Source organism: Segatella bryantii, from assembly GCF_022024215.1.
Taxonomy (GTDB): Bacteria; Bacteroidota; Bacteroidia; order Bacteroidales; family Bacteroidaceae; genus Prevotella; species Prevotella bryantii.
In genome coordinates, this window is the sequence record NZ_CP091797.1 from 306470 (window position 1) to 332386 (window position 25917).

A 25917-nucleotide genomic window follows, 5' to 3' on the forward strand; every position below is an offset into this window, starting at 1 on the left:
ACAAGCAGCAATCATAGTATTTTTTGGTGAAGTATTATAATTCGATATTATCAATGCGCAGTTTTAGTAGACCAGCAGGAACCCTTACTTCGAACACGTCACCTACCTTTTTATTAAGTAAAGCCTGTGCAATAGGAGATTTGATAGAAATCTTACCCTCTTTAAGGCTCGCTTCGTGCGGACTTACGATGGTATAATTCATGCTGGCATTATTACCGGTATTCGTAAGTTTAACCTTACTGAGAAGCTGTACATTGTCAGCACTGAGCCGTGAAGAATCGATAACCCGAGCATGAGCCAGTACATTCTGCTTAAAACGAATACGGCCCAGTAGACGTCCTTGTTCGCGCTTAGCTGCATGATACTCGAAATTTTCACTCAGATCGCCTTTATCGCGTGCTTCTGAGATTGCTTCTGTTACTCGTGGTAATTCCACCTTAGTAAGGTGTTGTAGTTCGGCTACGAGTTTATCGTATCCCTCTTGAGACATATATTCCATAAGGCTTCTTCTTTTTAGTTTTTATTAATGCTAATGGGGATTATTGATGGAGCTATTTTAATAGCTTAGTCAGTTAATTCTGGGTACTCAGTAAGCAGATGTTCCATCAAGTCATTCAGGTTATCTTGTAAGTCGATATTATAATTTACGACAAGAGAAACTTTTTTGTCTTTTACATTAACGTGTAATGTTCCTAATGCTTCATTGTACTCTACTGGCAAACGGATATCTCCAAAAACAAATGCGAAGTCTCCGCCTTGTTTTATAAAATTGTCTATTTGTTGTCTGATTGCTAATTTCTGTTGATGAGTTGCCATGATTTTATTTTATTTCGACTTGCAAAGGTAGTACATTATTTTGAAATACGATAGTTTTTCGTGCAGTAACTTTTGCGAAGAAGCTTCTTTTTTGCAAGAGTCATAATTATCATTTATTGGTATAGTTTAATTCGTCACAACGTAAGTAAATAATTCCAAAATTCCTCCTCTATCGTAACGGTTGTTGTATAAAAAATCATAATTATATGCGTTTTTGTTATTAATATCAGTAATTTTACTATACCTTTGTTGTAGAAAGAAAATTTGTTTTTGTTAAAAAATTTTTAGTTATTATTCCTATATTATTATTTATTATTCATTTAAAATTAGGAGAGTTATCGTTATGAAAAAAAGTAAAATTAGTGTAATGAGCCTCGTTGTATTAGCAGGTTTGACTATTGTCGGTTGCAAGGATAATAAAGCAGAAGCATTGCAGAAACAGCTTGATTCTCTTGCAAATGTAGATAGTCTACGTGCTGAAGATGTTACCTCTATGGCTCAGTTTATTCAGGTTATGAGTGATGGTATGGACAGTATTGCTGCTCAGGAAGGTATTGTTCGCAAGTCTTCTAATCCTGAGGGAAAGCGTATTGATAAGGAAACTTTAAAGACTCAGTTGTCTACCTTAAATGATATCGTTAAGCGTCAGCGTGAGCATATCGCAGAGCTCGAGCAAAAGCTTAGCAGCAGTAATTCTTCTTATTCTCAGCGTGTGAAGAAGTTGATAGCTTATTACAAGCAGCAGTTGGATGAGAAAGAAGCTAAGATTGCTGAATTGCAGGCAGAGTTGGACAAGAAGAACGCAGATATCGCCAAGTTGAATGATGATATCACAGCTCTTAATACCACGAATACTCAGCTTAATAATACGGTTGCAGAGCAGCAGACGGTTATGAATGCTCAAGATGAAACGATTCATGAGGCTTATGTGCAGATTGGTACAAGTAAGGAGCTGAAGAATAAGGGCTTGTTGACTGGTGGTTTCCTTGCAAAGAAAAAGATTGATGTATCTAAGTTGAAGAGTGCAGATTTCAGCAAAATTGATATCCGTAACTATAATGATATTAACTTGAATTCTAAGAAGCCTCAGATTATGACTCAAATGCCTGCAGGTTCTTATGAGATTACTCAGAATGCAAATGGTACTTCTACTTTACACATCAAGGATGTGAACAAGTTCTGGAGTGTTAGTAAGTTCTTGGTTATTAAATTGTAATTCATTATATTATTTTTTTATTTAGAGGTTCGACTTTTTTAATAAGTCGAACCTCTAATGTTTTTCTAGTAATGCTTTTTATTGAGCCTATTTCACTTGATAGTTGGCTGTTATCTTAACGATATGAGGCAACTTCTCAAGATCGTACCAGCGTCGTGTCATAAGATGACTACGATCTTTTATTTTTTTCCACAACTTGGGCAAAAGTGGTAGTGTATTATGCCAGAGTATATCATTTTCTCCTACGTGGATAGCCCAAATGGTCTCTCCGTCTGTTATGCAGGAATCATCTTCGCGTATCTTATATTCAGCTATCGTTTGCATGCAATGTTCGCATTCAGGATTATAGAAGAATAGGGTAATATCACCTTGTAGAGGAGTCGTATAGAGTGTAGAGTCTCGTCCTTCTTCATCAGTATATTGAAAGTCGAGAACGACATGTCCCCGTGTATCTCGTCTGAAAAATTCCCAGAGTTTAGGATTGTATACAGGTGATTCACAGTCGGTTAAGTACCGATGACTTTCGTCTAATATGAAGTCGATGGCTTCTGGATATGGGGATGCTTCTTGGAACAGGTTATTGATGGCATGTTGCTTGTAATCGTCATCCTCAACGTGCTGCAAGAGAAAGAAAAAATCTGCCAAATATTGTTCCTGTTCTGCAGATTGGGCTATATTCTTATCTGAAAAATGGAAGTGCTGACAGTATTTGATGAGGTCTATTGACTCTAAATCCTGTGCCTGTATTTTGTTCGAAATAGTCAGTAGAGTAAACAAAAGAAATAAAAGGACTGATTTTTTTTTCATGATACCCGTCGAAATGTTCATGGATATATGGCTATTCATATCAAAGAGCCATCGGCCCGTGAAATCACTTTTGTGATTTCACGGCGATGGTCTTGGTTGTATTTTTAACTTTCACGATGTATACACCAGGATGTAGTTCCTTGGTATATTCGTTTTGTACCTGATGAGCATGGCTGTAGAGTTTACCACTGATGGTGTAGATATTGACATCTTCTGCACCTTCGATACCCTTAACATGTAAGGTCGTATTTTCTACATATATGCTTAATGTACTGCTAGCCTCTGCAGTCTTAATACCCGTAGGTTGCATGCCACCAAACTTAATAGCAAGACGGTTGTCGTATGTACCAGCTTTGCTGATTGTAAGTTGGTAAGCATTATCCTTAAGATCGGTAACAGAACCCGTTGCATGGTCTATGAGCCATACATTACTAACTTGATCAAAAGCATCAACCTCAGGTAATGATATCGTATAGTTACCCGTTTTTGCAGCTTTGATACCTATACCCAATTCCTGTTCTACCGGAGCTTCAGGTACCCAGCTCATACGTGTGCCGTCAGAAGCGTTTGCATAAATTTCTGGTAGGGTATCGTTGATGGCATCCCATTTTACACCACCGTTACCAACACTGTAGGTAATGCTTGTGGCTTCAGCAGATGGAGCCATCTTAACAGCATCTTTAGTACCATTCTCTGCCGTTAGCATGATATTTGGCTTGGCAGCAGCCTGTGTTGGTTCTTCTGGGTTTATAGGCAGGCGGAAGGTAACTTTTTCGGTATCACTTTGAGTTGCGGTCTGTGTAAAGTAGCCGTCGCCCATCGTTATCTCAGAACCTTCTTCCCAGCTTGGGAGAGTTACCATCTGGTCTGCACTCTGGTATGTACCGTCTTCACTGTTTACGCCATAGAGCACATGTGGAATGTGCATCTGGTACTTGCCATTCTGACCGGTAGCAGTATTGTAATTACTTACCAAGTATGGAAGTCCGATAAAGTTCCATCCCATATTTTCTGCTCTAGTAAAGTGAGCCGTTCCACTACGATCTATCGTGTTATGCTGTGTAAGAATAACCTGCTTATCGCTACCGTCTTCCTCGTAGGCAAAGCTGTTATTATTCTTGGCAAAGGCTGTCATTCGAATGGTCTGATCTTCGTTGAGAGAGCGGCCATAGTCTATCATCCATCCTTCTCCAACTTGAAGAGGAGTATCGACATGCACATCCTCCCAGCATGACGAATTTTCAGTTTGATATTCGTAGTTCCATGCAGAACGAGTTTCGCCATTGTAGGTCTTAACCACAGCATTGGTGAGATCGAATTTACTTAATGTGATATTACCATCTTGACTAGATACCACATTTACATTATCCCAATAGTACTCATTGAATGGAAGCGACATGAGTTTATAGCGATCACCCTTTTTGAGTGTCTTCTCAATAGCGACATAGCTTGCTCGTATCACGTTACGATTACCATAGAGAGAGGCACTGTCTTTGAGGAGTAGATAACTTGGCATGAATGCGTTGTCGGCGTCAAAAATAGGAGTTTCACTCGCATTCTTGTTGAAATTGAATCTTGCCCCTCGCCCGATATACATGACACTACCCGCATGTGGATAGAAGTTGCCACCGTAATTCTTGGTATAGGTACGGTAGCTGTCATCATCCTCCGTTAGATTAGCCTCTGTGTTTGTGGTGTTTTCGGTATAGACATTTTGATGGTCAGAGATGTTCCATACTTCAAAAGCACCAATATCAATATGGTTGGATGTTTCACCATCCTGTTTACCGAGTAGACGTGGATTACCTAAGATATCACGGTCTGTTGCAAAGTTTACTGCATCGTGTGAGAAGTGTTTGTTGCCGATGATAAGTTCACCACTTGGTGTGGTTATATTCGTACCGGCATTAATCATACTGCTCGCTTCGTGCAACTGATAGTAATAGGTAGGATAGATTGTATATGCTGTAGGTTGATGAGCATAAAGGGTATTATCCATATATGGAATGAACGGATTCACCTGGCTTGCCGTATTGCAGGTGGTGAATGTTCCGTTTCCATTCTTTTCAGCTGATGTGCCAGTAGCAGTGTTCCACATCAACGTATTGATGACCTCACCACTCTTATTGTCTACAGTAATACCATCTGCCTGGTTGGCAATAATGGTATTGTTGAGCAGTACACCACCCTGATTGTCCACGAGGGTCGTTGCCGTATTGTTATAGATGAGAGAGTTATAGAGCAAACCATTTTTGATTTTGATCAGAGCTTCACCCTTGTTCTTATTGTTTTGTATAATAAGGTTGCGAAGGGTGGTACGATCATTATCAAGTTCGATAGCCGGAGTTTCAGCTATGCTGTCATTCTCGATGATAAAGCCATCTATAATGCTACCCAGAATGTTATCTTTATTATTGACCGGTTCCGTAATGAGACCACGTATACGGGTGGCATTAGCGCTGTTGGTTTCAGATGCCATACCACGACGGTCAGCCTTGATATGATTAATCATGTCAGTGATCGCATTCTCTTTCTCGTTATCTTGCATATTCAGCGTATCACCCAGTTCTATGAGAGAATGTATGCTTCCATACAAGTTTACACCATCGCGTATAGTCAACTGTGGTTCAGTAGCCTGACCATTTACCAGGACGTATGATTTCTTTTTATCCGTATTCAGGTGTACATAAAGTGTAGCACCGTCAATGATATCCTGTAAATGTCCGCCACCGAATGCAGAATTCCAGCTCTTACCATCTTGTACTTCAGGATTGAATGCCTGATTCTGCTTTACATAATATATGCGCTGCAGGTCAATGACATTTTCGTAAGCACCACGTTCCATACCTTTACCATTGTAACGGCTGAAGGTACCAGAGAGGTCTGTTTGGTGTTTAAGATCAGTAACGACAGAATCCTGAATGGCTTCATCGCTCATACCCGTAAAATTACGAAGTAGCGCTTTCTCTGCAAAAAGTCGTGCATTTGCGCGGCGGCAGGTATGGTCGGCAGGTCTAATCTTAAAGTTACAATCTGCTGCATTGCTCTCGAATGGGGCAATGAAGTTAGGACCATATAGCACAAGACTATTGTTATCACCCAAGCCTACATTGTAGTAATGTGCCTGGTCTTCATTCGTGTTCTCGATACCATATACGGCATTATAACTGTTATATTCAGAACCCTCATCTATCTGGTTGCCCGTATGTGTTAATTCATACTGTTGTGCATACTTGGTAGAAGCAAGAGTATCATCCTTCCAGATAATACAGTTATGCAGTTCACTGGTATAAGGACCCCATGTCTTGTTTTCTTCGTTTGAATTGAGCGTGTAAGTATATCCAGACTCAGAAAGCTGTGTGTGACCTCCGTTGAGTGCGAAGGTACAGTTGGTTATCTTGGTATCAACAGCCTTTACTGGGATACCGATATTTGAGTGGAACAGACTGTTGTAGATAAGTGCCTGTCCGCCACCTGTACCAATAGTAACCGCTGGCGCAGCTGTCGTATTGCCTGGTATACCATTCTCACGGAAAATACAATTCTTGATAATCAGTTTAGGATCATCATTATCGTTCGGGTTAAGTGGAACGGTGGTTTTTGTAGCCGTTTCGGTCTTACTCTCCGAACAATATTGGTCCTGATAGTTAATAGAAGAACCGCCACTTGTACTTTGTCCTGTATTATTAATAAAGGTAATACCATTAATGGTAATCGGTACGGTCTTAAAGGTAGGGCGCGTTATTTTATCCTCCTTCACATCCATTTCGGTCTCACGGTTTTCCACATCTACGATATTCAAGATATGATTCGTTGTGCTACCATAGATGTTACCAGGTTTAAAGATAACCTGATATGTTTCCGGATTCCATTCTTCGGCTTCGGTATTCCATCCACCATTAATAGTAAGACTCTTTATACCATAACCGATACCCGTATAGACAGTATCTTTCAGTTCGATAGAGTTGTTGTTATAGTTACCCAGTGCGATTGTGTATCCCAAATTATCGTTCATCACGTAAGCTGGAGAATATGTACCGGCTTCGATATTGAGCACTTTAGGATGGTCGTTTCTACTCATTAATAGCACCTCTATTGCACGTTGCAAGTCTGAGGTAGGGGTCTTCCAAGTTTTACCATCGTTCTGACCGACGACTTCGCTAGGAGCCACCCAAATGGTATCTACTTCGTGGCTATTATTCAATGCTAGAATCGTATGCTGATATTCGTACAGACCCATGTCGATATAGTCATAGTTGAGACCTTTTTTATGCAATGGATCATTAGAGATACGTTTGTTACTTTCGTTCAAGTCAGTTTCTACATTGCTATATTCCATATAAACCTCGTCGCCCAGTGGCACCAAGGTAAGGTTACTATAGCGGTTAGTGAGACGTGACCAGTAGTTATAATACCCACCACCAGCATAAGAGCCATCACTATTTTTGATGAATTTACCATTTTCATCTTGTTCCAGGTAACCCCATCCGTTATCACATAAGTTGTTAATACGAGAGAGCATCCAGTTACATTGTTCCATGTAACCATCTGCACCTGCTTCTACGGTAGGTTCCTTAAAGTTAGGACCATCTAGAGCATCGTTGTCGCTATCGAGCAGTATGTTCATATCATACTGTATTACGGTACCGTCTTCCTGTGTCTCTCTTAATTGAGGAGCGATATCCTGGAAGTTTCCGGTAAAGTTGATACGCTTATATTTTGGATCGAGAGTACGATAAGGAGTGTGAGCTTGACCGCTTTCAAAAGCATTAAAGAATATAGAAGGTGCATTGTCGACACCTTTCCACTCCTCAATGTTCATGATTGTTTTGAGCGTATCATTGTTTTCTGTAGAGATTTCGTTACCCCAGAACACGTTATTGATGGCATAGTGGTGGATATTGTCAGAACGGTTAGGGATAGAGTTGAAGATACAAGGATATCCTACAGATTTGTTGCGTACGATATCGGTATTCATCATATAGATGGCGGATTCGTCTCCCAACCAGATGGCACCACCATAGCCCTGATATTGATTAGCATTCTTATTGACGGTCTTTCCGTTATGTAATGTTACATCATCAGCGTTTATGGTGATAGCAACATCTCCATATAGTGCTTCGTTATTGGCCAACAGACAGTTACCCATTAATAAGTCTGAGTTGGACGCAATAGCTCCACCGCCACTGTATGATACATAACGGTTATCCGTATTAGCAGTTGAACCACTAGGACCGACAGTTGTATTCTGTACAAATTCAGAACCACTAATATAGAGTGTACCATTCGAGAAGATGGCACCACCCTGTATCGCATTATTGTTCTGGAAGATACAGTTAGCAAGGAGTACAGCTTTATCACGCAGACCACGTTCCATAGCATTTGTTTCGATAGTACGTGTCAACTTATGCTGTTCGTTAGAATTTGCGAAGACCGTAGTCTCAGGGTTTCCATCAATATACATACCACCACCTCGGAAGTAGCCATTAAGGTTGTATACTGTAGTATCAGTATATTCACTGGCGTTACCATTGGTAACCTTTATGCCATCTATGATGATCATACGACTCATCATAGACTCCTGGCTTTCCTTAGTACGGTCTAATGTGGTTTCTCCATTGGTAAGGTTTGTGCCTGTAAACATATCAGGCGATTTACCCGTTTTGGAATCATCATTGATGATAGAGATAACATGGTTCACATTACCTGGAGTATTGTCGTCGATAGTAACTTCACCACTCAGGGTGGTTTGAGCAGCCATTTCCCAAAGCTCATAGATCGAGTTCTTGTTGAAATCGATATGCTCACGAGCAGCGCGGATACTATCTGTGGTACACCCTTTGAGGGTATAGGTATTTTGATTACTTGTGATGGTTATATCCTGTCCTATAGTGCTGCTCTGGCAGTACATATGGTCATCTTTTGATACATCAATACTACCGATTATCGTAACCTTTTCAGGAATGAGGAAGGTATTGCCTCGGGCTGAAGAGTTGTTACGGTCGATATTGGTGTAAGGAAAATATCTACCTTGCGCCAGGAAAATTTCAAATCGTGTATTGTTGATATTGTTTATCGAACTCTGTCGGGCTTTGGCTACATATTCCAGGGCATCGTCAAGGCGTAAGAACGGATTGGCAAATGAGCTGCCAACCTGTTTATACATCGTATTGTCAGATTGCTGCCATGCAATAGCTCGTTGTGGTTCTACATATTCTGTATGGGCCACAAAGATTCGTGTCATCAGATTGTCGGTGGTAATGTTTTGTGATGTGTAGGTCATGAATGCATAGTTGACCACACGTGCACCTATTTCGATATATGAATTGCTCTTCACGGTCCATGGATTACCATCGTAATCTGATCGTTTGGCATTATAGTCGGATAAACTTACTGCCATACGTGACAAGCCATTGATGTCAAGAGAGTCGATGCTTGGATAGCTTTCTTGCATTCGGCGGAAGTTGGCATACGACATACCACCTCGGGTAAGCTGTGACAGTACCTGTAATGAGTAGTATTTGTCGTCGTCTGTGTTATTCCACCTTACACCTTTCGTTTCGTCAGCATCAACAGATATATTGTTTGATCCGTCTGCTATCTGGTTGGTAATAGCACAATAGGTAACGGGATAGATATCACCTTTCAAACCATTTGTTGTGGTGGTAACACCCGATAAGTCAGCCTGGTCGTTACTAGTATTAGCCCAGTATACACTGGAGTTGGTACGGAAGTTATTGAGGAAGTAGATACCACCTCCACGAGTAGTAGCGGTATTATTGACGACCGTAGATGATACTACATACGGGTAATTCAAATACGCATTCTCACTCATGTCGTTGTTATCGACGACAGCGATACCACCACCATAATCAGCCGAATTATTTTCTACAATACAACCGATTACGAGAGCACGTTTTTGTAAGTAAAGACCGCCACCTTCTGTTAGTGCATTGTTATTCTGGATGATACAGTTCTGGATCATGGCATAATTTGGTATGATAGCACCACCACCGATTTGGTCTTCTGTGTTGATACCATTGGCAGATCCATCTTCAATATAGAGTCCATCAAGAACAGCTCGAATATTGGGTTGTTCGATATTCTGGATGGTATCAATCAGCGTTGTACCATAGGTATCTATTAATTTCTTGGTGATGGACTTCGGAGTTACACCATCATCCTCATATTCCAGATTTTGATTGATATCAAATACATGATCCGTGAAGGTTACGGCATGATAACTCTGCGTGACAATGTTTTCGCTGGTATATTTTGCCGACAGTACGGTACGGTTGTCAATAATGTTACGAGAAGCAAAATTATCCGTGTCAAGATAGCCACCCATCACTTTTACACCACGTGGTACGATGATAGAGAAGTTACGCGGATTAATGGTAGAGTAGTTCTCTTGAGTCGTACGGGTTGGATAGTAATGACCGTCAGGAATACTGGCGAGTTTTACAGTTACAGCAGAAGTAGGGTTTGCATATTTATATCGACCAGCAGCATCGAGTATCTTCTGTAGTTTCTGCATACAGGCTGGTTCTGTCAACGTACCTTTGGCAGTACCAGCACCATTCTCTGTTACATAATAAGTTGCAGAATTGCCTTCTATTACAGGAGTAATTTCTCCAGTACCATCGTATTCGTATGCACCTTTGTCAATTTTACAATCTTGTACACGGTTCGCTCCAGTAATATCTTCTATAATATTGAATTTGCTATCCATTTCGTCTGCCCATTCATCAGCACCCATGTTGATGCAATTATTGGCAACATCGCTTGCGCGATTGATGCTATAATTATTGTCTGATGAACCATCTGGGAAATATGGATAGTTGTATTCGTTAAACAGATTGGCATCATAACAGCTTTGGCGGTAAGCATCTACATACGCGGCCTCGTAATATTTAGAATTGGCTTCAGGCACACCATTATAGTCGATATTCTTGGTATTGTATACCAAGGTGGAGTCTGTTACCGCAGAGTGACTGTTGTTTACACCTTCTATGGCAAAGTAGGTGGATGGAGTAGAGTGGTAACAGTTATGTAAGAAACCGGTAACACCGATAGAGGCCTGCCAGTTTGTACGGCACAAGTTGTTATAGTTTTCGCCTGTGATACCATAACCTGCATTTCCCCAGATGATACAGTTATAGAACTGTGATGCATTAGCAGCCCAACCGCTACCTTTATTAGGATTAGAAGCATCGTCCCACACACCAGGGGCAGCAGCACCAGTAAAGTTGCTTCTTACATTGAATCCATTGTTATATGCGATGGTACAGCTATATAGGCTACTCTTACTCTTGATGTAAATGCCTTGTCCAAGAACACCTGAACCGACATTTGAATAATTTTCTACAATAAGTGAATTTACAATATCGCCACCATCCATAAGTACTCCTACACCGCGAGCAGGAGTAGATACATTGGCTACAACACTACCATCAAGAGAACTGAAATCGATAACATTGTTGCGTATAATACAGTTGAGTACTTTACTTCCACTTGTCGTAGCAATACCGGCACCACCATATTCTGTACCACCTTTAGCGTTCTTGTACTTACCATCAACCATATTATAGATACGACTTGAATTGTTATCGTATTTGATGGATGTCGTCGATTTTTCGATGCCATTTTCGCTGTCTTTGGTGTAGATTGTAATCTTAATAACTTTATTGCGTACATTCTTAACCAGATACTGGGTAGGGTATTGCATCTGCATTAAGTTATCCTTAATCAGACAGTTTTTCAGTGTACCATTACTCATAAGGTTTACACCCACACCCGATTTCCAAGAAGGTTCACTTTCGTTATAATGTCTAGTAAAGTGACCTGTAACATTTTGAGTGATTTCCTTCACTATCTTCGTACCGTAAGTACCATGGCTCCATGCACTCGTGAGTGTATCTACGATGACTTCATTTTCAGATATAGTCATTTCATCAGCAATGGCAGAAGCCCATAAACCATTTTGTATTGTAAATCCTTCCCAGATCGTTTCTTTGCTAAAGTCTTCTTCCTGATTCAGTACTCTACCGCTTCTGTCACCATCAATAATGGTCTGATATTCAGAATCTTCGTTAGAAATATTTCGTTCGTTTTCTTCTTTTCCTGGATTACCATAGTTCAGGAATCCGCCATATACATTGACGCCTTCCTTCATGGTAAGGTTTTCATAATACTTACCTGCAGCAACCCAAATGTCTTGTCCGTATGTGGCACGTTCTAGGGCAGCGGAGATAGTCTTGAGCGCAGAACCCCAGCTGCCACCGTGAGCATTATCATCCACACCGTCTGATTCGCGAACATAGATTACCTGTCCGTTTTCAGGGAGTGTATTATTCTCGATAGCGCCGGCATCAGGAGCACCACCGATATTTCTTTTATTTACAGTAGTAAGGTCGGTAGATGTGGCATTACTGTCATCAGTAGTTGCCGCATTCACCATCGGGTTCATATCTTTAGGCATGAAATCAGGAGCACCACCATACATAGTAATATTATCCTGATTATGTCTTGCGCCTACAGTTTGAGTAGCGTTCTCAAAGTGAGCATAGCTCTTGATGTCGTTGGCATCGGATCCCAATACTTGTTTAATATTGGTCATATCCATGAAACCCGTCGGAATTGTTATCGTCTTGTCTACGATGTTATTATTACCGATAATGGTTTTCAGGGTCGTATTTTGAGAAGTTGCTAATGGTGCGATGTAGTTTTCGATATCGGTTATGTTTACCGAGTCGGTTACATTTCCGAATATAGCGCAGTTGGTTGCATTGATCGTTCCTGAATATCCACGAGCTTGCATACTTTGCAATGGTATACCTACATTGTTAACTAATGTACAATGGTCCATCACGATTTCTGCATTACCTCGGGCTGTTACGATACCTGTGCCAGACTGGTTGGTATTGTTGTTGATGACGCAGTTAAGAAGTTTAGCACTGATATGACAAACATTTTTAAGTGCGACATTTCCGTCGGCACCATCATCTTGGGTTCCTGTATAATAGAATCCATTTGCAAAGACAGCTGCACCCGATTCTTCTGCAACACAGTTTCGCATCGTACAGTTTCTTATCTCAATGTTGTCCATGTTCACACGTCCCGTAGGTTCGGTATTCGTGTCATAATTGACATTTGAGATCATAATGGCACCGCCACTTGGCAGTGTGTTGTTTGAATTGATAGAAGTAGAATTACCATATTCCAGGGTAAGTCCATCTACGATCACGTCGTGTACGTTATTCAACTCCATGACATGTACACTATTGGTATTAAATCCCTGGTTAATATTATTGGCACTTACAATAGTCTTGTAATTCAATGGATTACGTGCATAAGTAGTTTCGTTGATGGTTTGCTGGGTATTTGTACCAGTTAATTCAGAAGGATAACCACCAAATATGCGCATGTAAGATTGTGGTCGGAGAGAAGCTGAGTGGAGCATATTATTGACATACGAGCTTGGTCCTGTCGTGTTTATGCTACCTTCTTTAATCAGAATTTGAACTTTCTGCGTATTGTTGCCTTTATCTGAATATTTCTTTTGGAAATAGTTAATGGCTTCACTGACATTGGTTAATGGTGATTCCCAACTTGTTCCGAATATAGATCCACGGATAATGGCATTGAAATTAGGGTCTACAAAAATAGTAGGTATTAACTGACCATTGTCGCTTTCTTCAACAGAAGCCATCATAATTTCACGGGTTTTACTTTCATCGCATTCCATGGCTCCGCAAGAAGAAATCGGGTAGAGAGTACGACCGCGTAAGTCGCTTTGCACCTGTGCATGTAAGATGATCTTATTGTAAGTAGGGATATCTTGTATTTGTACAGAACGATATGCTAAATCGGAACGAGCACTGATACGCCAGTCTGTATACACGTTGTTGGGTGTTTGACCATTCGCACCGATGATAGAAGATGGGTCCATAAAATAAGGAAAATGTCCTGAAGCAGTAGTTGATTCAGGATAATTTCCCTTTTCGAGTGATAGTACATTATCTTTATGGGTTCCATTCCAGTTGGTGATATCGTGATTTGCAATAGCAGTATAGGCTACTATTGGACGGTTCACCTTGGTGTTTTCATCGGTTGTTTCCTGTATGTAAGCCGCATATTGTATATCCGTATTCGTACTACATTTATTGCCCCAGATAACGGTGTTATATACAACGCCCATTTTGTCTATATATACACCACCGCTTCTACCGTATCGGTGATTCTTATAGGTTACATCAGCACCGGCGTTTTCGTTTTCTGCTACAGTACAGTTTACGATGACTCCACCGTTGCCGATATTAACACCACCGGCTTCTGTAATAGAAGTATTGTTGGTGATGATACACGAAGTGGCATATCCTGCATACTGGTTTCTGTCATCAGTTTGCCAACTCAGTGGAACTCTGTCATTTTCGTGTGTAATATTTAGGCCACCACCCATGCGGGCAACATTTTTCTCGATATAGCTCTTTCGTATTCCACCTTCCCATCCGATAGAAACACCACCGCCCATTCCGTCGGTGATACCTGAACCGATACTCTGATTCTCTACGATGTGGCAGTTTTCTACCAGACCGCCACCGTCTAGATATACGCCACCACCCTTTATAGCAGCACTGTTGTGAGTAACAATGCAGTTGCGAAGGATCGTGTTCTTTACCATATATACACCACCGCCATAGCTATTATGGGCTCGTATCTCTGACTGTTTATTATTGGCGTTACCGTCTTGTATCGTAACACCGTCTAGACTGGCACCATAGGTATAGGCTTTACGGCGGTTTGTTACTTTTTTATGTGTACTGGTTTCCTCATCCGTTTCTTCACCGGCAGTACCAAACCATACGACGTGATACGAACTGCTAGGATATCTTGTGTTATATTTCTTTTCAGTATCATTCCATTCAAATGTCACTTCACCAGCACCATGCTTACCTGTAAAGATGGTTGGTGTCTTAAATGACCAGTGTGCAATATCCGATCCGGTACCGGCAGTGTCAAGAGCGTCTCTTTCACCTACTGTAATGGTATTGTCAGCATTTTGTTCATCCACCAATATACGTTCTGCTGGAGTTGATTCCGGGTTATGTGGATTAAAGCCACCATATACATGTATACCATCATAGATATTAATAGCGGTATTCTGTATAGACGATGCCTCTTTCTCTGTGGTTTCAAGTGGGGAGAAAATGGCACTGTCACCACCCATGACATATATGCTGCCCGACGTGACATTCGGGTTAGCTTTCATGTAGTTGTGTAGACTATTGATGGCATCCTGTACGTGTGCATAACCTGTGGCCCAGGTTTTGCCATCAGGCATTACATTTTTTGATTTGTTGCTTGGATTAACGTATCTTATTGTATCCGTTTGTGCCCATCCTTTTAGTATAAATAGCGCAAAAAAGGTAAGGAGTATATATCGTTTCATATTGTTCTATCCGTTTTTGGGTTATACTTTAATCATTAAGCCATCCCGTAGCATCTTTGATGATGATATTACCGTACATCCATGGAACAAAGCTGCTTTGGTTTATTGTCATATTGATGGTGGTTTGTTTATATCCACCCGAAATACCGTTTTCTATGCGTAATGGTAATTGTATGTTCGTGCCATCGGCTGCATAAGGTATAATATAATAATAGGTACGTCCATACCATTGAGTTCCTGGTGTCGTATTGAAGGTCTCTTGATATGTATTGCTTCCGGCAGTTGTATTCTTGTTAGGCCTGAAAAGCAAACATCCTTCTTGTTTTAAACCTTCGATGGTGATGCTTTTTACACTAACGCTTTCATTGATATCCTCTGCAACATTCCAGTCTATGTCCAGTATGGCTGCCACATGATACATTTTCAGTTTAATATATGGATTATTCGACTCGTAGTCACTAATTATACCATAATACTGTGTACCGTTTTTCAAGTCGGCGTTAGTAGAGTAGATATCTTTGAGATGTGCATAGGTATCATCGTTCTTGCTGAAACTGAAAGAGGTATTCAGTACATCTTGCTGTGTTAATGGATCATCAGAGTTGAGATGTAGAGGACTGTAAGATGTAGCACAATAGACTTCACCCGTCGTTCTCAGTTCTGGTATTGGAACTTTGATACCACCTATATATTTATAGATGTTTTCTTCTTCATTCTTTTCCCACAGTGCCGAATCAAGTTCAGAAGTGATATATTGCACCGTTGTGGTCGTATCGTTATTCGAGTCAGCATATTTACTTACCAGAAAAAGATAAAGATAGCGAGGCAGCTTATAGCTATATCCAGAACCAGGATCTCCCCAAGCCCGTGTCGTTTGTTCTGCAGGTATCTCTATTTCTACGGGAAGTGTTTTCGTCTTTATGCCAGATGGTTCTGTATCTTCATGATTGCTACACGATATGAATAGCAATACGGACAGCATAAGGATGGATAACTGATGTATTTTCATATGTTTCCGTTTCGTTATTATCTCATGGGGAGTGAGGTTAGATAGACGGTTCGTAAGTATGACCTTCTTTCCATGTCGTGATGACACTCATACCCATATTCTGTTGTAACTCCTGGTCACCTATTGTACCGGATTCGTTCATCTTGATTTCCAGAATTCGTTTTTCACCAGGTTTTAATTTTTCCTCAACCTTTATCCGAGTATAGACCGTCTCTCCTGTGGTCAGTGCTGCTTTTATGGTATAATACCATTCTTCTGGCGATGGGAATCCTACTCCGACAAAACCAAGTTTCCCTTGTTCGATTGCGACTGCTGGATATGTTTTAATAATCTCTTTACGACTAAAGGTATATAAAAAATCATTGCTAAAGTTTATTCCAGTATAGAGACTGTCGATAGATACCGTAACGTTCTTAACGATTTGTGTGGCAGCAGTGGTGTCTATAATGACTTCTACCACACTGTTCATCGGACTCAAATTTACGGTAAACTCGCGATTAAGTGTGTCGATATTCATGGTCTCGAGCGCATAATACATAATCTTGGCATGGCTGCCTATGCTATCCGCGAGGATATTATTGATACTGAAATTCGTAAAACTAGACGAGTCGCTCAGGGTTACTTGTGAAGTCTCTTTTACATCTGTAATAGCTACATTCATATATTTGTTGATATTCATCTCTCCCTGGATCGTCAAACTCGTACCCTGATTACTGTATCTAGTCTTGAGCGCAAAGTCTTTGCTGTTATCATCGAAAAAATATGAATCATAATTATGAGAACTTAGACTACCGAGGCTTTTTTCCATGAGCGAATCACTTTCAATAACACCACTTAGATTGTAGGTTATTGTAACATCGGTAGTATTAACGACAGGTTCCGGTTCTGGAGGAGACGGACAGTCGTCTAAGTCTTCATAAATGATACTACAACTGCCCATCATCACTGCCAGCAGTGCCAGCATTATATATCGTATGATGGTTTTCATTTTCATGCGCTTGCTTTTAGAGTTCTACTTCGAAGTATAAGCCCGATTGCCATGATGGGTCTACAGAGAAGCCGAAGCTGATGAGTGATTTACTCAAGTCTGGCAAAACATTATAGGCATTACCAAGACCTGTCTCGTGGTTTTCGCTTTCTTCAGTAGAGTTTTGTGGTATGGTCAGTTTCACGGTAGTAATATAGTCTTGTTTGAAGACTTGATTAAGTTCGTTTGCTGTATAGCCACTTTTAGCAGCTGGTGGGTTCAGATTGGCTATAAGATAGAACTTGCCACCGTTAGGAATAATACCAGTAGCTCCTTCGAAATTTTGGCCAGTATTATTAATTAGTTCTATGGCGATATTAACGACTTCTTCTGCTGCAGATGGCAATGTTAGCGTATAGTTGGTATCACTACCGTTACTGCTAGCATACATATTACTCATCGAGTTATCGTATATGGCATATTGTTTGCTATTAGAGTCGGTAATCGGATTAAAATCTTGATCTACTGCCTTCTGTCCACCGATAATGATACCCGTTACTTCAAATCCCTTCGCATTAGGAGTAACCACATTGCCAGCTTTATCGTAGAGTACGTTGCCGTTGGCCAACTTGATAGTGAGATCCATACGTCCCACAGCATATCGCAGAGGTTGTTGCATAGCGATAGTCTTGGTGGTTGTTGTGACACTAGTGTTAGGGAAATTGTCGACGTCATTTACAATTTCACTCCAATCTTTGTTGGTTGTCATGACCTTAGTCTGATCGATGCTTGATGTTTTCAGTGGAGAAGTTACTTGATACCACAAATTTGGCATGTAGACATATCGTGGTATTTCCAAAGTAGAAATTGATTCGGAAATCGTACTTGAACCCATTACCGGTTGAAAACCGGTGTTATTGTTCCATTTTACAACAGCAGCTCCATCAGGAAGATTCAGTTCGGTTGGATAATTGTCCAGGTCACTGTGAAGTGATAGTATGCCGTTGTTGTTGGTGATACAAGGGTATGAACCGCCATTGATGTCCTGAACATCGTTCAGGGTAACGGTATTGATTTTATTTATCAAGGCAACAGACATAGCGTTGCTCTTGCTCTTCATGTTATCGTATAATTCTTGTATCAGGCCAAGTACAGTTTTAGATGATCCTGCAGCGTTTTTTATGAAATTATAATATGCAGTTTTTTCATTTTCATCATTACTCCAGCTAACTCCGTTTGCATTTGTCTTTGCGATTTCAGTAAGCAGGTTAGCAAGATACTGGGCTTTGTTTGATGGTACAGAAGAAGCATTGATACTTACCGGTGTAAAACTAATAGTGTTGATATCCGTATTAGCCTCATCGTCAAGTCCTGTTGCTGTGAGGGTACCATTGGTAAAGTGATAGCCTTCTAGGGCTTCAGTCGTATCCTTTGCGTGTGCGTAGGCTCTTATTCCAGCTGTACCCACGCTTAACAAAATGTTGTCATACACCTTGGCAAGGCTTCCGCTGCTAAGTTGGTTCTTGTTGATATCTTCCAGTGTGATATTGGCACCATTACGTTGAGTAGAATCAGTAGAATATGGTATGAGTACAATATTCGATAATCCTCTGAATTGATTGTCTGCTCCCTGTACGATTTCCTGGGATGCACGAGAGGAAACTTTAGTAGTGCTGTTAAGTCCCTTGTAATTTTTACCAGCAGCATTCTGTGGAATCGAAATAGCGAGGCTGGTGTTGACTAAATCGTTTTGTTGAACAGGTGTGTCTGGGGCAATATCGTTGCTTTGACATGCTGTTAGATGTATTGCTGCTGCTATAGCTATCGCTCCAGAGAGGGTCGATGTAATAAATGTTTTTCTCATGCTGGGAGATGTTTTATGATTATAATTTATTTTTATGCTTTTTGAAGGTACTTGCCGTTAATGCTTTACATTCACGGGATTTATATAATTTTGTCTTGCAAATATAAACAAATATTTTAAGATATGTTATGATTATATTGCTTTTTTGGCTGAAATCAGTGATATATGTTCAAAATTAACGATATAAACTTATTCTACTTGATTACTGGTGGTAAAAGTTGGTATCTATTATAGATAATCTTAGCGTTGATAATCAGTCATCAAGGATGGATTTGAATGAGAAATACACATTTTTTGTTGTTATGTTGGTACTTCGAATCATTTATTTTTTTTGTTATCGTGCACAGATTTTCTTGTTTTCGAACACAGAAAAAAAATAACAAATTTAGTGAAAAAAGTGGCCTCTAACTCTTGACAGGTTCCTTTTTTTTTATTATATTTGTACTATCAAAAAGAGATTATTGGTTTATTTATTCGCATTAGTATATTAAACTTATTCGCATTAGACATTAATTAAGCTAGGTGTAGTTGATTTCGCATTAGGGAATGCTTATTTTCGGTCAACATATTTAAGTTGGTTATTCGCATTTAAACAGTACGAGACATTGCTTAATCTGCATAGGAAGATTAAGGATACATAAAAAAGGATTCTCCGTGAGGCGAATCCTTTTTTATGTTATTTTATTTTCATGCGAGAGATTGGTTTGTGTCGTACTAACCATGCCGGGATGAAGAAAAATGCTAAACGAATTAAGGTTTTTGATTTCTGATAAATGCGATGAGCTGGGTACGGTCGAATTCTTGTTGCTCATTGCCATCACCAAGTATTATTTTCTCGAATGCGAGCCAATATTGAGTGTTATCTGGTGTCAGCTTGAGAGGGATAATGCCTTGGTTATGATTATTCAGGTATGCCCAACGCGCAATAGGTATTTTTTGGTTATCTATCTGAAGTATGGTTCCATTTTGTTGTAATTGATATTTCTTGTGTTTATATTGGCAAGTGTTACAGCTGAAGATGTATATGGAATCTTGATCAAAAGCCATTACACTGGTGATATTATTTTGTTCGTCCTCGAGTACAAAGATACCTTTCATCAAGAAAGCAAGATTCTCTATAGGATAGTCTTGTTCTAGTTTGAGTGCCTCATTATGGTTGGTCGCATCTTTCACAACAAGTTCTGTCTGTTCGTTAACCTCATCTTTTGTGCAGGAGGATACCGACAAACTGGTCATACAGAATAGTGTAGCTAAAAATAAATAATAGAAGTTTTTCATAAATGTGTGTTTTTGTTTAAGGTATGATAAATGCAAATATATTATTTATTCTAATAAAAAGCAAATTTTATACAAAAAAATAATGCCTATTTTCCTAAAAAGGCTTACCTTTATCCCCAAATTCATTTAATCGCAATAAAAAAACATTTATGTCTCAAATTTGGATTAGTGCAGCCGGACTTTGCGGAGCCACTCTGATAGGTGCTGTTTTGGGCTTTCTAATTAAGGAACTTCCTCATAAGTGGAATGATACGGTATTAGGCTATTGTGCTGGTATTATGCTTGCCGCATCAACGTTAGGATTAATTGTACCTGCTTTTGATATGACGTCTTCTACAACTTGGTGGATAGTGGTTGTCGGTGTTATGGCTGGAGCATTATTTCTTAATGTCCTCGATTTGGTTACTCCACATTTGCATCATATTACAGGATTAGATCAAGAAGAGCATCGCAATAACAAATCGCTCAATCATATTCTCCTCTTTGTTATGGCTATTGCTTTGCATAAAATGCCCGAAGGCATGGCTGCTGGCGTTAGTATGAGCACTACGGAAATCGATTGGTCGGTAAGTTTGGGTATTGCTCTTCAGAATGTACCAGAAGGTATGGTTATTATTGCCCCATTGCTGGTTGCCGGTGTGTCTAAGATACGAACTATGGTCATTTCGTTGGCTATCGGTCTGCTTGAGGTAGTCGGTGTATGGATTGGATTTGGGTTGGGCTCTGTATCATTGACGCTGTTACCGGTTATGCTCGGTTTTGCAGGAGGAGCAATGCTCTATGTTACCAGCGACGAGATGATACCTGAGACGCATGCGCATGGGTATCAGAAGCAGGCCACGTATGCCTTATTACTCGGTTTTATGACCTTGTTGTTGATGGATAAACTTATTTGATAGCGCTTAATGTGAAGTGGAAGACCAATCCTCCTGTAGGATTGTTCTTCACGGTTATGTTGCCATGGTGAAAGAGCACAGCGTTTTTGACGATGGCTAGACCGAGACCTGTTCCTCCCATTTTTCGACTTCTTCCCTTGTCTACGCGATAAAATCTTTCGAAAAGTCGATTCAAGTGTGCGTAGGGTACGCCTATGCCATTATCGCTGAATGTAAAGTGCCAGACGCTTTCTTCTAGAGTAGCTGATATGGTTATCGTTGTACCTTGGCCGGCATAGGATATCGCATTATCGGTAAGATTACGGAATATGCTATATAATAATGAGCGGTTGCCGTTAACGATTAAAGAAGGCGGTAACTGGTTTACGAAGTTCATTTCATGTTTCTGTAATTGAAGAGCCGTTTCTTTTTGTATGTTCTGCACGATCTCTGTTATATCCACATATTCAAAGTTTTGTAGCTGTGGCGCATCGTCCAACTTGTTGAGCGTAGAGATATCACGTAGAAGTGATGTTAATCGCTCACTTTGTGCAAAGCAGCGTTGAAGAAATTGTGCTTTTGTTTCTTCATTTATATTCGGGTTATTGATAATAGTTTCAAGATAGCCCTGAATACTTGCCACAGGTGTCTTCAATTCGTGCGCTACATTCTGAGTAAGCTCACGTTTTAGTTTGTCTTGTTCTTGACGCGTGTTTTGCAGTCTTCTGTATATCTTGATGATGCGCTCTGCGATTTCACCTAATTCGTCATTCGGAAAGTGGATAAGGTCATCGATATCGAGACTTTTATTATGGTCGGCTCTCCAGGCAAATGTACGGAGATTATTAATGTTTTGTCCCAGTCGATTGGTAAATCGAAAAAGGAATATCGTTAGTAATAGAATGGCGCCAAGCGCAAACCAGATAAAATGCTGGTCGGTTGCCAATGATTTTGCCAAGTCATTGTCGTATGGTAAAGCCGTTCGTATCACATATCCATCCTCGGGAAAATAGGTCGCACTGTAAAAATAATCATGTTTAAGTGTGCTCGAGAGACGATCTACTGTAGAGCCTTCGCCTGTTTTTATCGCTTGTATAAACTCCGTACGATTCGAGTGGTTAGCAATCTTAGAATAATCCTTTATCAGATTATCAAAAAATACTAGTCCATCTTTTCGAATAAGCGTTACGCGTATATTTTTCTCATAATTACGTTGAACATAATTGCTCAACGTTTTCTCATCCATTTTGCCCAAGATAGAAAGTGATACATGCATCCTGTCGTTATAATCTTGTAGGCGTAAATTGAGAAATTCTATCTTATACTGCTTTTCGCGATTTTGCTGGAATACGATAAAGGATATGGCGAAAATCAGAAATATAGATACTACGCTGAGATATAGTTTGTTACCTATAGAGAGTTTAATCATGATTTATGCATTGAAATAATAACCAAATCCTTGTCTGGTAGCAATATGTGTGGCATATTGACCGATCTTTTTACGTAAACGAGTGATGTTTACATCTACCGTACGATCGGATACTTGTACATCGCTAGGCCATATTCTGTCTATAAGTTGTTGGCGTGAGAAAACTCTATTTTTTTCTTCTAATAACAGTTTTAGAAGTTCGTATTCTGTCTTTGAAAAAGACACATTCTGCCCATCTACAGTTATCGTCTTCTGGTCTAGGTTGATGATGATACCCTTATATGATAAGGTATTTTGATTATCGATAGCATTCTGATGGGCTGTTCTGCGTAACACAGCCTTAATTCTGAGTATTACTTCACGAATAGAAAAAGGTTTAGCGATATAATCATCAGCTCCCAGTGTAAAACCGGTGACCGTATCGTTTTCGGTATCTTTGGCAGTTAGAAAGACAATGGGTATTGGTGCTGTTGTAGCATTGCTTTTCAGCTGTTTGGCTAAGGCAAAACCACTCATGCCTCCCATCATGACATCGAGAAGAAGTAGATGGTAAGAAGCGATATCAAGTGTGAGTGCTTCTTCTGCAGAATTAGCTGTATTTACGATGTAACCCTCCATTTCGAGATTGAATTTGAGAATCTCACAGAGGTCCTCTTCGTCATCTACTACTAATATGCGATAACTTTCATCTTTCATGTTGCGATATTACTGATATATTTGCAAATATACAGTTTTTTTTGTTCGAAAACGAGTTGAGGCTGTTCATTTTTTAAGTTGTAACAGTATTGTAACATGAGTGTTATGTTTCTGTAACATACATCCTGTATATTTGCCTACAAATAAGTATTTATGGAAACAATTTATTTTGTCATTGTGGTCTTTCTGCTTAGTTTAGCAGTGTTTGGCCTTTTCGTAGGTGTTAGTAATGATGCTGTCAATTTTTTGCAGTCTGCAGTCGGCGCTCGTGCAGCTAAGTTTCGTACAGTATTAATTTATGCCTCTTTAGGAGTGTTGCTGGGTGCAGTAATGTCAACAGGTATGATGGATGTGGCTCGGCATGGTATTCTTACCCCTGTACATTATTCCTTTTTTGAAGTAATGACCATATTCTTTGCCGTCATGGTGGCTAATGTGATTATATTAGACATGTTCAATTCGGTGGGAATGCCTACTTCAAGTACGATATCTCTCGTTTTTGGTCTATTAGGAGCATCGTTTTCTATTGCTACCCTAAAAACGATTGTAAACCCTTCGCTCGATTATAATATGTTACTCAATTCTGGTCAGGCTTTGAGTATGATTATTGCTATCTTTGTGAGTGTAGCTTTCGCCTTTGTGTTTGGATGGCTCATCATGTGGATCAGTCGAATGGTCTTTTCCTTTAATTACAAAAAGTATTCACGTTATTCTATTGCTATTTTTGGTGGTATCGCCTTTACAGCTTTATCTTATTTTATCTTCTTAAAAGGTGTAGGCAATAGTCCTTACATGGATGCTGGTATACGCACATGGATCAATGGTAATATTCAGTTGTTGTTATTGATTACATTTGGCTGTTCTACAGTCTTTATGGAGATACTTCATCTGTTTAAGGTCAATATTTTCCGTGTTATTGTTCTCATGGGTACTTTTGCGCTGGCTATGGCTTTTGCAGGTAATGACTTGGTGAACTTTATCGGTGTACCACTTTCAGGTCTTGACAGTTATCAAGATTACGTGGCTCATGCAAATGGTGCTGCTCCTAATGCTTTTATGATGTCATCACTGATGGAGAATGCCAAGACATCACCGTTGTACTTGCTTATTGCCGGTGTCATTATGGTTGTGGCAATGGTTACATCCAAAAAAGCTCAGAATGTCATTAAAACATCTGTCGACCTGAGTAGACAGGATGGGGGCGATGAAATGTTTGGCTCTTCTTCTGCAGCTCGTGCTATAGTACGTTTTTTCCAAACTACTAACAAGCAGATTTCAGCGATTATTCCGGCAAATATAAAGCATTGGATAGATAGTAGATTTGATAAAAATGGTATCATTCTGGAAGATGAAACTGCTGCATTCGACTTGGTACGTGCTGCTGTCACCCTAGTGATATCCTCTATGCTGATTACCATTGGTACTAACTATAAATTGCCTTTGTCTACTACATACGTAACTTTTATGGTTGCTATGGGCTCTTCTCTGGCCGACAGAGCATGGAGTAGGGAGAGTGCTGTATTCCGTGTAACGGGTGTCATTTCTGTTATCGGTGGATGGTTTATTACAGCTGGAGCTTCATTCCTCCTGGCAGCTGTTATCTGTCTTGTCATGTATTATGGAGGTATCGTTGCTAATATTGCTTTTATCGTAGTGGTTATCGCTTCACTTATTCGAAGTAGTCGTAAATATAAAGAGAAAAAGGCTTCTGAAAATCGTGATAAAGATGTATTCCGTCTGATGATGCGTACCCGTGACCCACAGCTTGTGTGGGAAATGCTTCAGAAGCAGGTAAGAAGAACGCAGTCTGATTGCTGTAAATTCGCCTTAGAACAGTTTAACTTAATTATAGATGGTCTTGAAAATGAGAAGACCAGTTCTTTAAGAAAAGCTCAGCGCGATTTAGTGGCTGCGAAGCAACCGTTGAAGAAGGTTCGTCGTCAGGAGATGTTGGTATTACAGCGTGTTCCTCGTATGATCGCTATAGAGCGTAATACTTGGTTTCATTTGGGTATGAATAGTAACCAACAGCTAATTTATGGATTGCGACGTATGCTTGAGCCTATCAAGGAGCATGTAGACAATAGTTTTAATCCTTTATCACCTGAACTGATTGCTGATTTCTTGCCGATTAAGCGTAGTATCAATGAACTGATGAAGGCTTCGTGTGCACAGATAGAAACGGGTAGATACGAGAATTATCGTCAGATTCTTGCAGAGGCTGATAATGTAAAAGACGAACTTTCTATTCTTCGTAAGCGTCAGATTGACCGTATGCAGGATAGTGAAACGAACTCTCAGATGCAGGTTAATCTGTTATATCTGAATGTACTTCAGGAGAGTCAGCAGTTGCTCAGTAATATGCGTCATCAGCTTCGTGCTGCTAAAAAGTTTATGGAGTAAAATATGCTTTCTATGTGCCTTGAATGGTGTGAAAAGTTGCTCTTTTATTGACAATAGTTGGTACGAATTCATGCTTTTGGCAAATTTTTGATTACCTTTGCAAAAT

13 protein-coding genes are annotated in these 25917 nt (G+C 40.0%); 3 read left to right on the forward strand and 10 right to left on the reverse strand.

The features are described 5' to 3' along the window. Positions 1-34: 34 nt before the first annotated feature. The gene (gene greA, locus L6471_RS01090) at positions 35-499 is read right to left on the reverse strand and encodes a transcription elongation factor GreA (protein WP_237797064.1); all 465 of its coding nucleotides are present in this window, start codon (positions 497-499) and stop codon (positions 35-37) included. A gap of 65 nt (positions 500-564) precedes the next feature. After that, entirely contained in the window at positions 565-816 is a 252-nt protein-coding gene (locus tag L6471_RS01095) for a hypothetical protein (protein ID WP_006281416.1), read from the reverse strand. A 343-nt stretch (positions 817-1159) separates the two neighbouring features. On the opposite strand from L6471_RS01095, the gene L6471_RS01100 reads away from it, so the two are divergent. Beyond that, a complete protein-coding gene (locus tag L6471_RS01100) occupies positions 1160-2032 on the forward strand; it encodes a Cbp1 family collagen-binding glycoprotein adhesin (RefSeq protein ID WP_006281415.1) in 873 nt (290 codons plus the stop codon). An 87-nt stretch (positions 2033-2119) separates the two neighbouring features. Here the strand turns inward: L6471_RS01100 and L6471_RS01105 are convergent, their stop codons facing one another. From L6471_RS01105 to L6471_RS01130, 6 genes are all read right to left on the reverse strand, one after another. After that, entirely contained in the window at positions 2120-2839 is a 720-nt protein-coding gene (locus tag L6471_RS01105; protein WP_237797065.1) for a DUF5106 domain-containing protein, read from the reverse strand. Between the two features lie 64 nt (positions 2840-2903). Continuing rightward, the gene (locus tag L6471_RS01110; protein WP_237797066.1) at positions 2904-15290 is read right to left on the reverse strand and encodes a T9SS type A sorting domain-containing protein; all 12387 of its coding nucleotides are present in this window, start codon (positions 15288-15290) and stop codon (positions 2904-2906) included. 28 nt (positions 15291-15318) lie between these two features. Continuing rightward, entirely contained in the window at positions 15319-16299 is a 981-nt protein-coding gene (locus L6471_RS01115) for a hypothetical protein (RefSeq protein ID WP_144263860.1), read from the reverse strand. A gap of 37 nt (positions 16300-16336) precedes the next feature. Then, positions 16337-17287, reverse strand: coding sequence for a hypothetical protein (locus tag L6471_RS01120; RefSeq protein ID WP_144263859.1), 951 nt, complete (start codon positions 17285-17287; stop codon positions 16337-16339). Between the two features lie 16 nt (positions 17288-17303). Next, positions 17304-19130 carry a hypothetical protein gene (locus L6471_RS01125; protein ID WP_094448923.1) on the reverse strand — a complete coding sequence of 609 codons (1827 nt, stop codon included), beginning with the start codon at positions 19128-19130 and terminating at the stop codon, positions 17304-17306. Positions 19131-19880: 750 nt separating this feature from the next. Then, positions 19881-20408, reverse strand: coding sequence for a hypothetical protein (locus L6471_RS01130; protein ID WP_027453745.1), 528 nt, complete (start codon positions 20406-20408; stop codon positions 19881-19883). A gap of 149 nt (positions 20409-20557) precedes the next feature. On the opposite strand from L6471_RS01130, the gene L6471_RS01135 reads away from it, so the two are divergent. Then, positions 20558-21304 carry a ZIP family metal transporter gene (locus tag L6471_RS01135; protein WP_027453744.1) on the forward strand — a complete coding sequence of 249 codons (747 nt, stop codon included), beginning with the start codon at positions 20558-20560 and terminating at the stop codon, positions 21302-21304. Here the strand turns inward: L6471_RS01135 and L6471_RS01140 are convergent. Both L6471_RS01140 and L6471_RS01145 read right to left on the reverse strand, forming a co-directional pair. Next, complete coding sequence (locus L6471_RS01140) at positions 21297-22712, reverse strand: sensor histidine kinase (protein WP_094448922.1); 1416 nt, start codon at positions 22710-22712, stop codon at positions 21297-21299. The genes L6471_RS01135 and L6471_RS01140 overlap by 8 nt on opposite strands. A gap of 3 nt (positions 22713-22715) precedes the next feature. Then, positions 22716-23408 (reverse strand): response regulator, encoded by a 693-nt coding sequence (locus L6471_RS01145; protein WP_094448921.1) that lies wholly within the window; start codon positions 23406-23408, stop codon positions 22716-22718. A gap of 153 nt (positions 23409-23561) precedes the next feature. Between L6471_RS01145 and L6471_RS01150 the strand changes: the two genes are divergently transcribed. After that, positions 23562-25811 (forward strand): inorganic phosphate transporter, encoded by a 2250-nt coding sequence (locus L6471_RS01150; protein ID WP_006281405.1) that lies wholly within the window; start codon positions 23562-23564, stop codon positions 25809-25811. Positions 25812-25917: the final 106 nt, after the last annotated feature.

Coding starts and splice junctions, on each gene's coding strand:
- greA (WP_237797064.1), bottom strand. CDS start 499: ATGGAATATATGTCTCAAGAGGGATACGATAAACTCGTAGCCGAACTA.
- L6471_RS01095 (WP_006281416.1), bottom strand. CDS start 816: ATGGCAACTCATCAACAGAAATTAGCAATCAGACAACAAATAGACAAT.
- L6471_RS01100 (WP_006281415.1), top strand. CDS start 1,160: ATGAAAAAAAGTAAAATTAGTGTAATGAGCCTCGTTGTATTAGCAGGT.
- L6471_RS01105 (WP_237797065.1), bottom strand. CDS start 2,839: ATGAAAAAAAAATCAGTCCTTTTATTTCTTTTGTTTACTCTACTGACT.
- L6471_RS01110 (WP_237797066.1), bottom strand. CDS start 15,290: ATGAAACGATATATACTCCTTACCTTTTTTGCGCTATTTATACTAAAA.
- L6471_RS01115 (WP_144263860.1), bottom strand. CDS start 16,299: ATGAAAATACATCAGTTATCCATCCTTATGCTGTCCGTATTGCTATTC.
- L6471_RS01120 (WP_144263859.1), bottom strand. CDS start 17,287: ATGAAAACCATCATACGATATATAATGCTGGCACTGCTGGCAGTGATG.
- L6471_RS01125 (WP_094448923.1), bottom strand. CDS start 19,130: ATGAGAAAAACATTTATTACATCGACCCTCTCTGGAGCGATAGCTATA.
- L6471_RS01130 (WP_027453745.1), bottom strand. CDS start 20,408: ATGAAAAACTTCTATTATTTATTTTTAGCTACACTATTCTGTATGACC.
- L6471_RS01135 (WP_027453744.1), top strand. CDS start 20,558: ATGTCTCAAATTTGGATTAGTGCAGCCGGACTTTGCGGAGCCACTCTG.
- L6471_RS01140 (WP_094448922.1), bottom strand. CDS start 22,712: ATGATTAAACTCTCTATAGGTAACAAACTATATCTCAGCGTAGTATCT.
- L6471_RS01145 (WP_094448921.1), bottom strand. CDS start 23,408: ATGAAAGATGAAAGTTATCGCATATTAGTAGTAGATGACGAAGAGGAC.
- L6471_RS01150 (WP_006281405.1), top strand. CDS start 23,562: ATGGAAACAATTTATTTTGTCATTGTGGTCTTTCTGCTTAGTTTAGCA.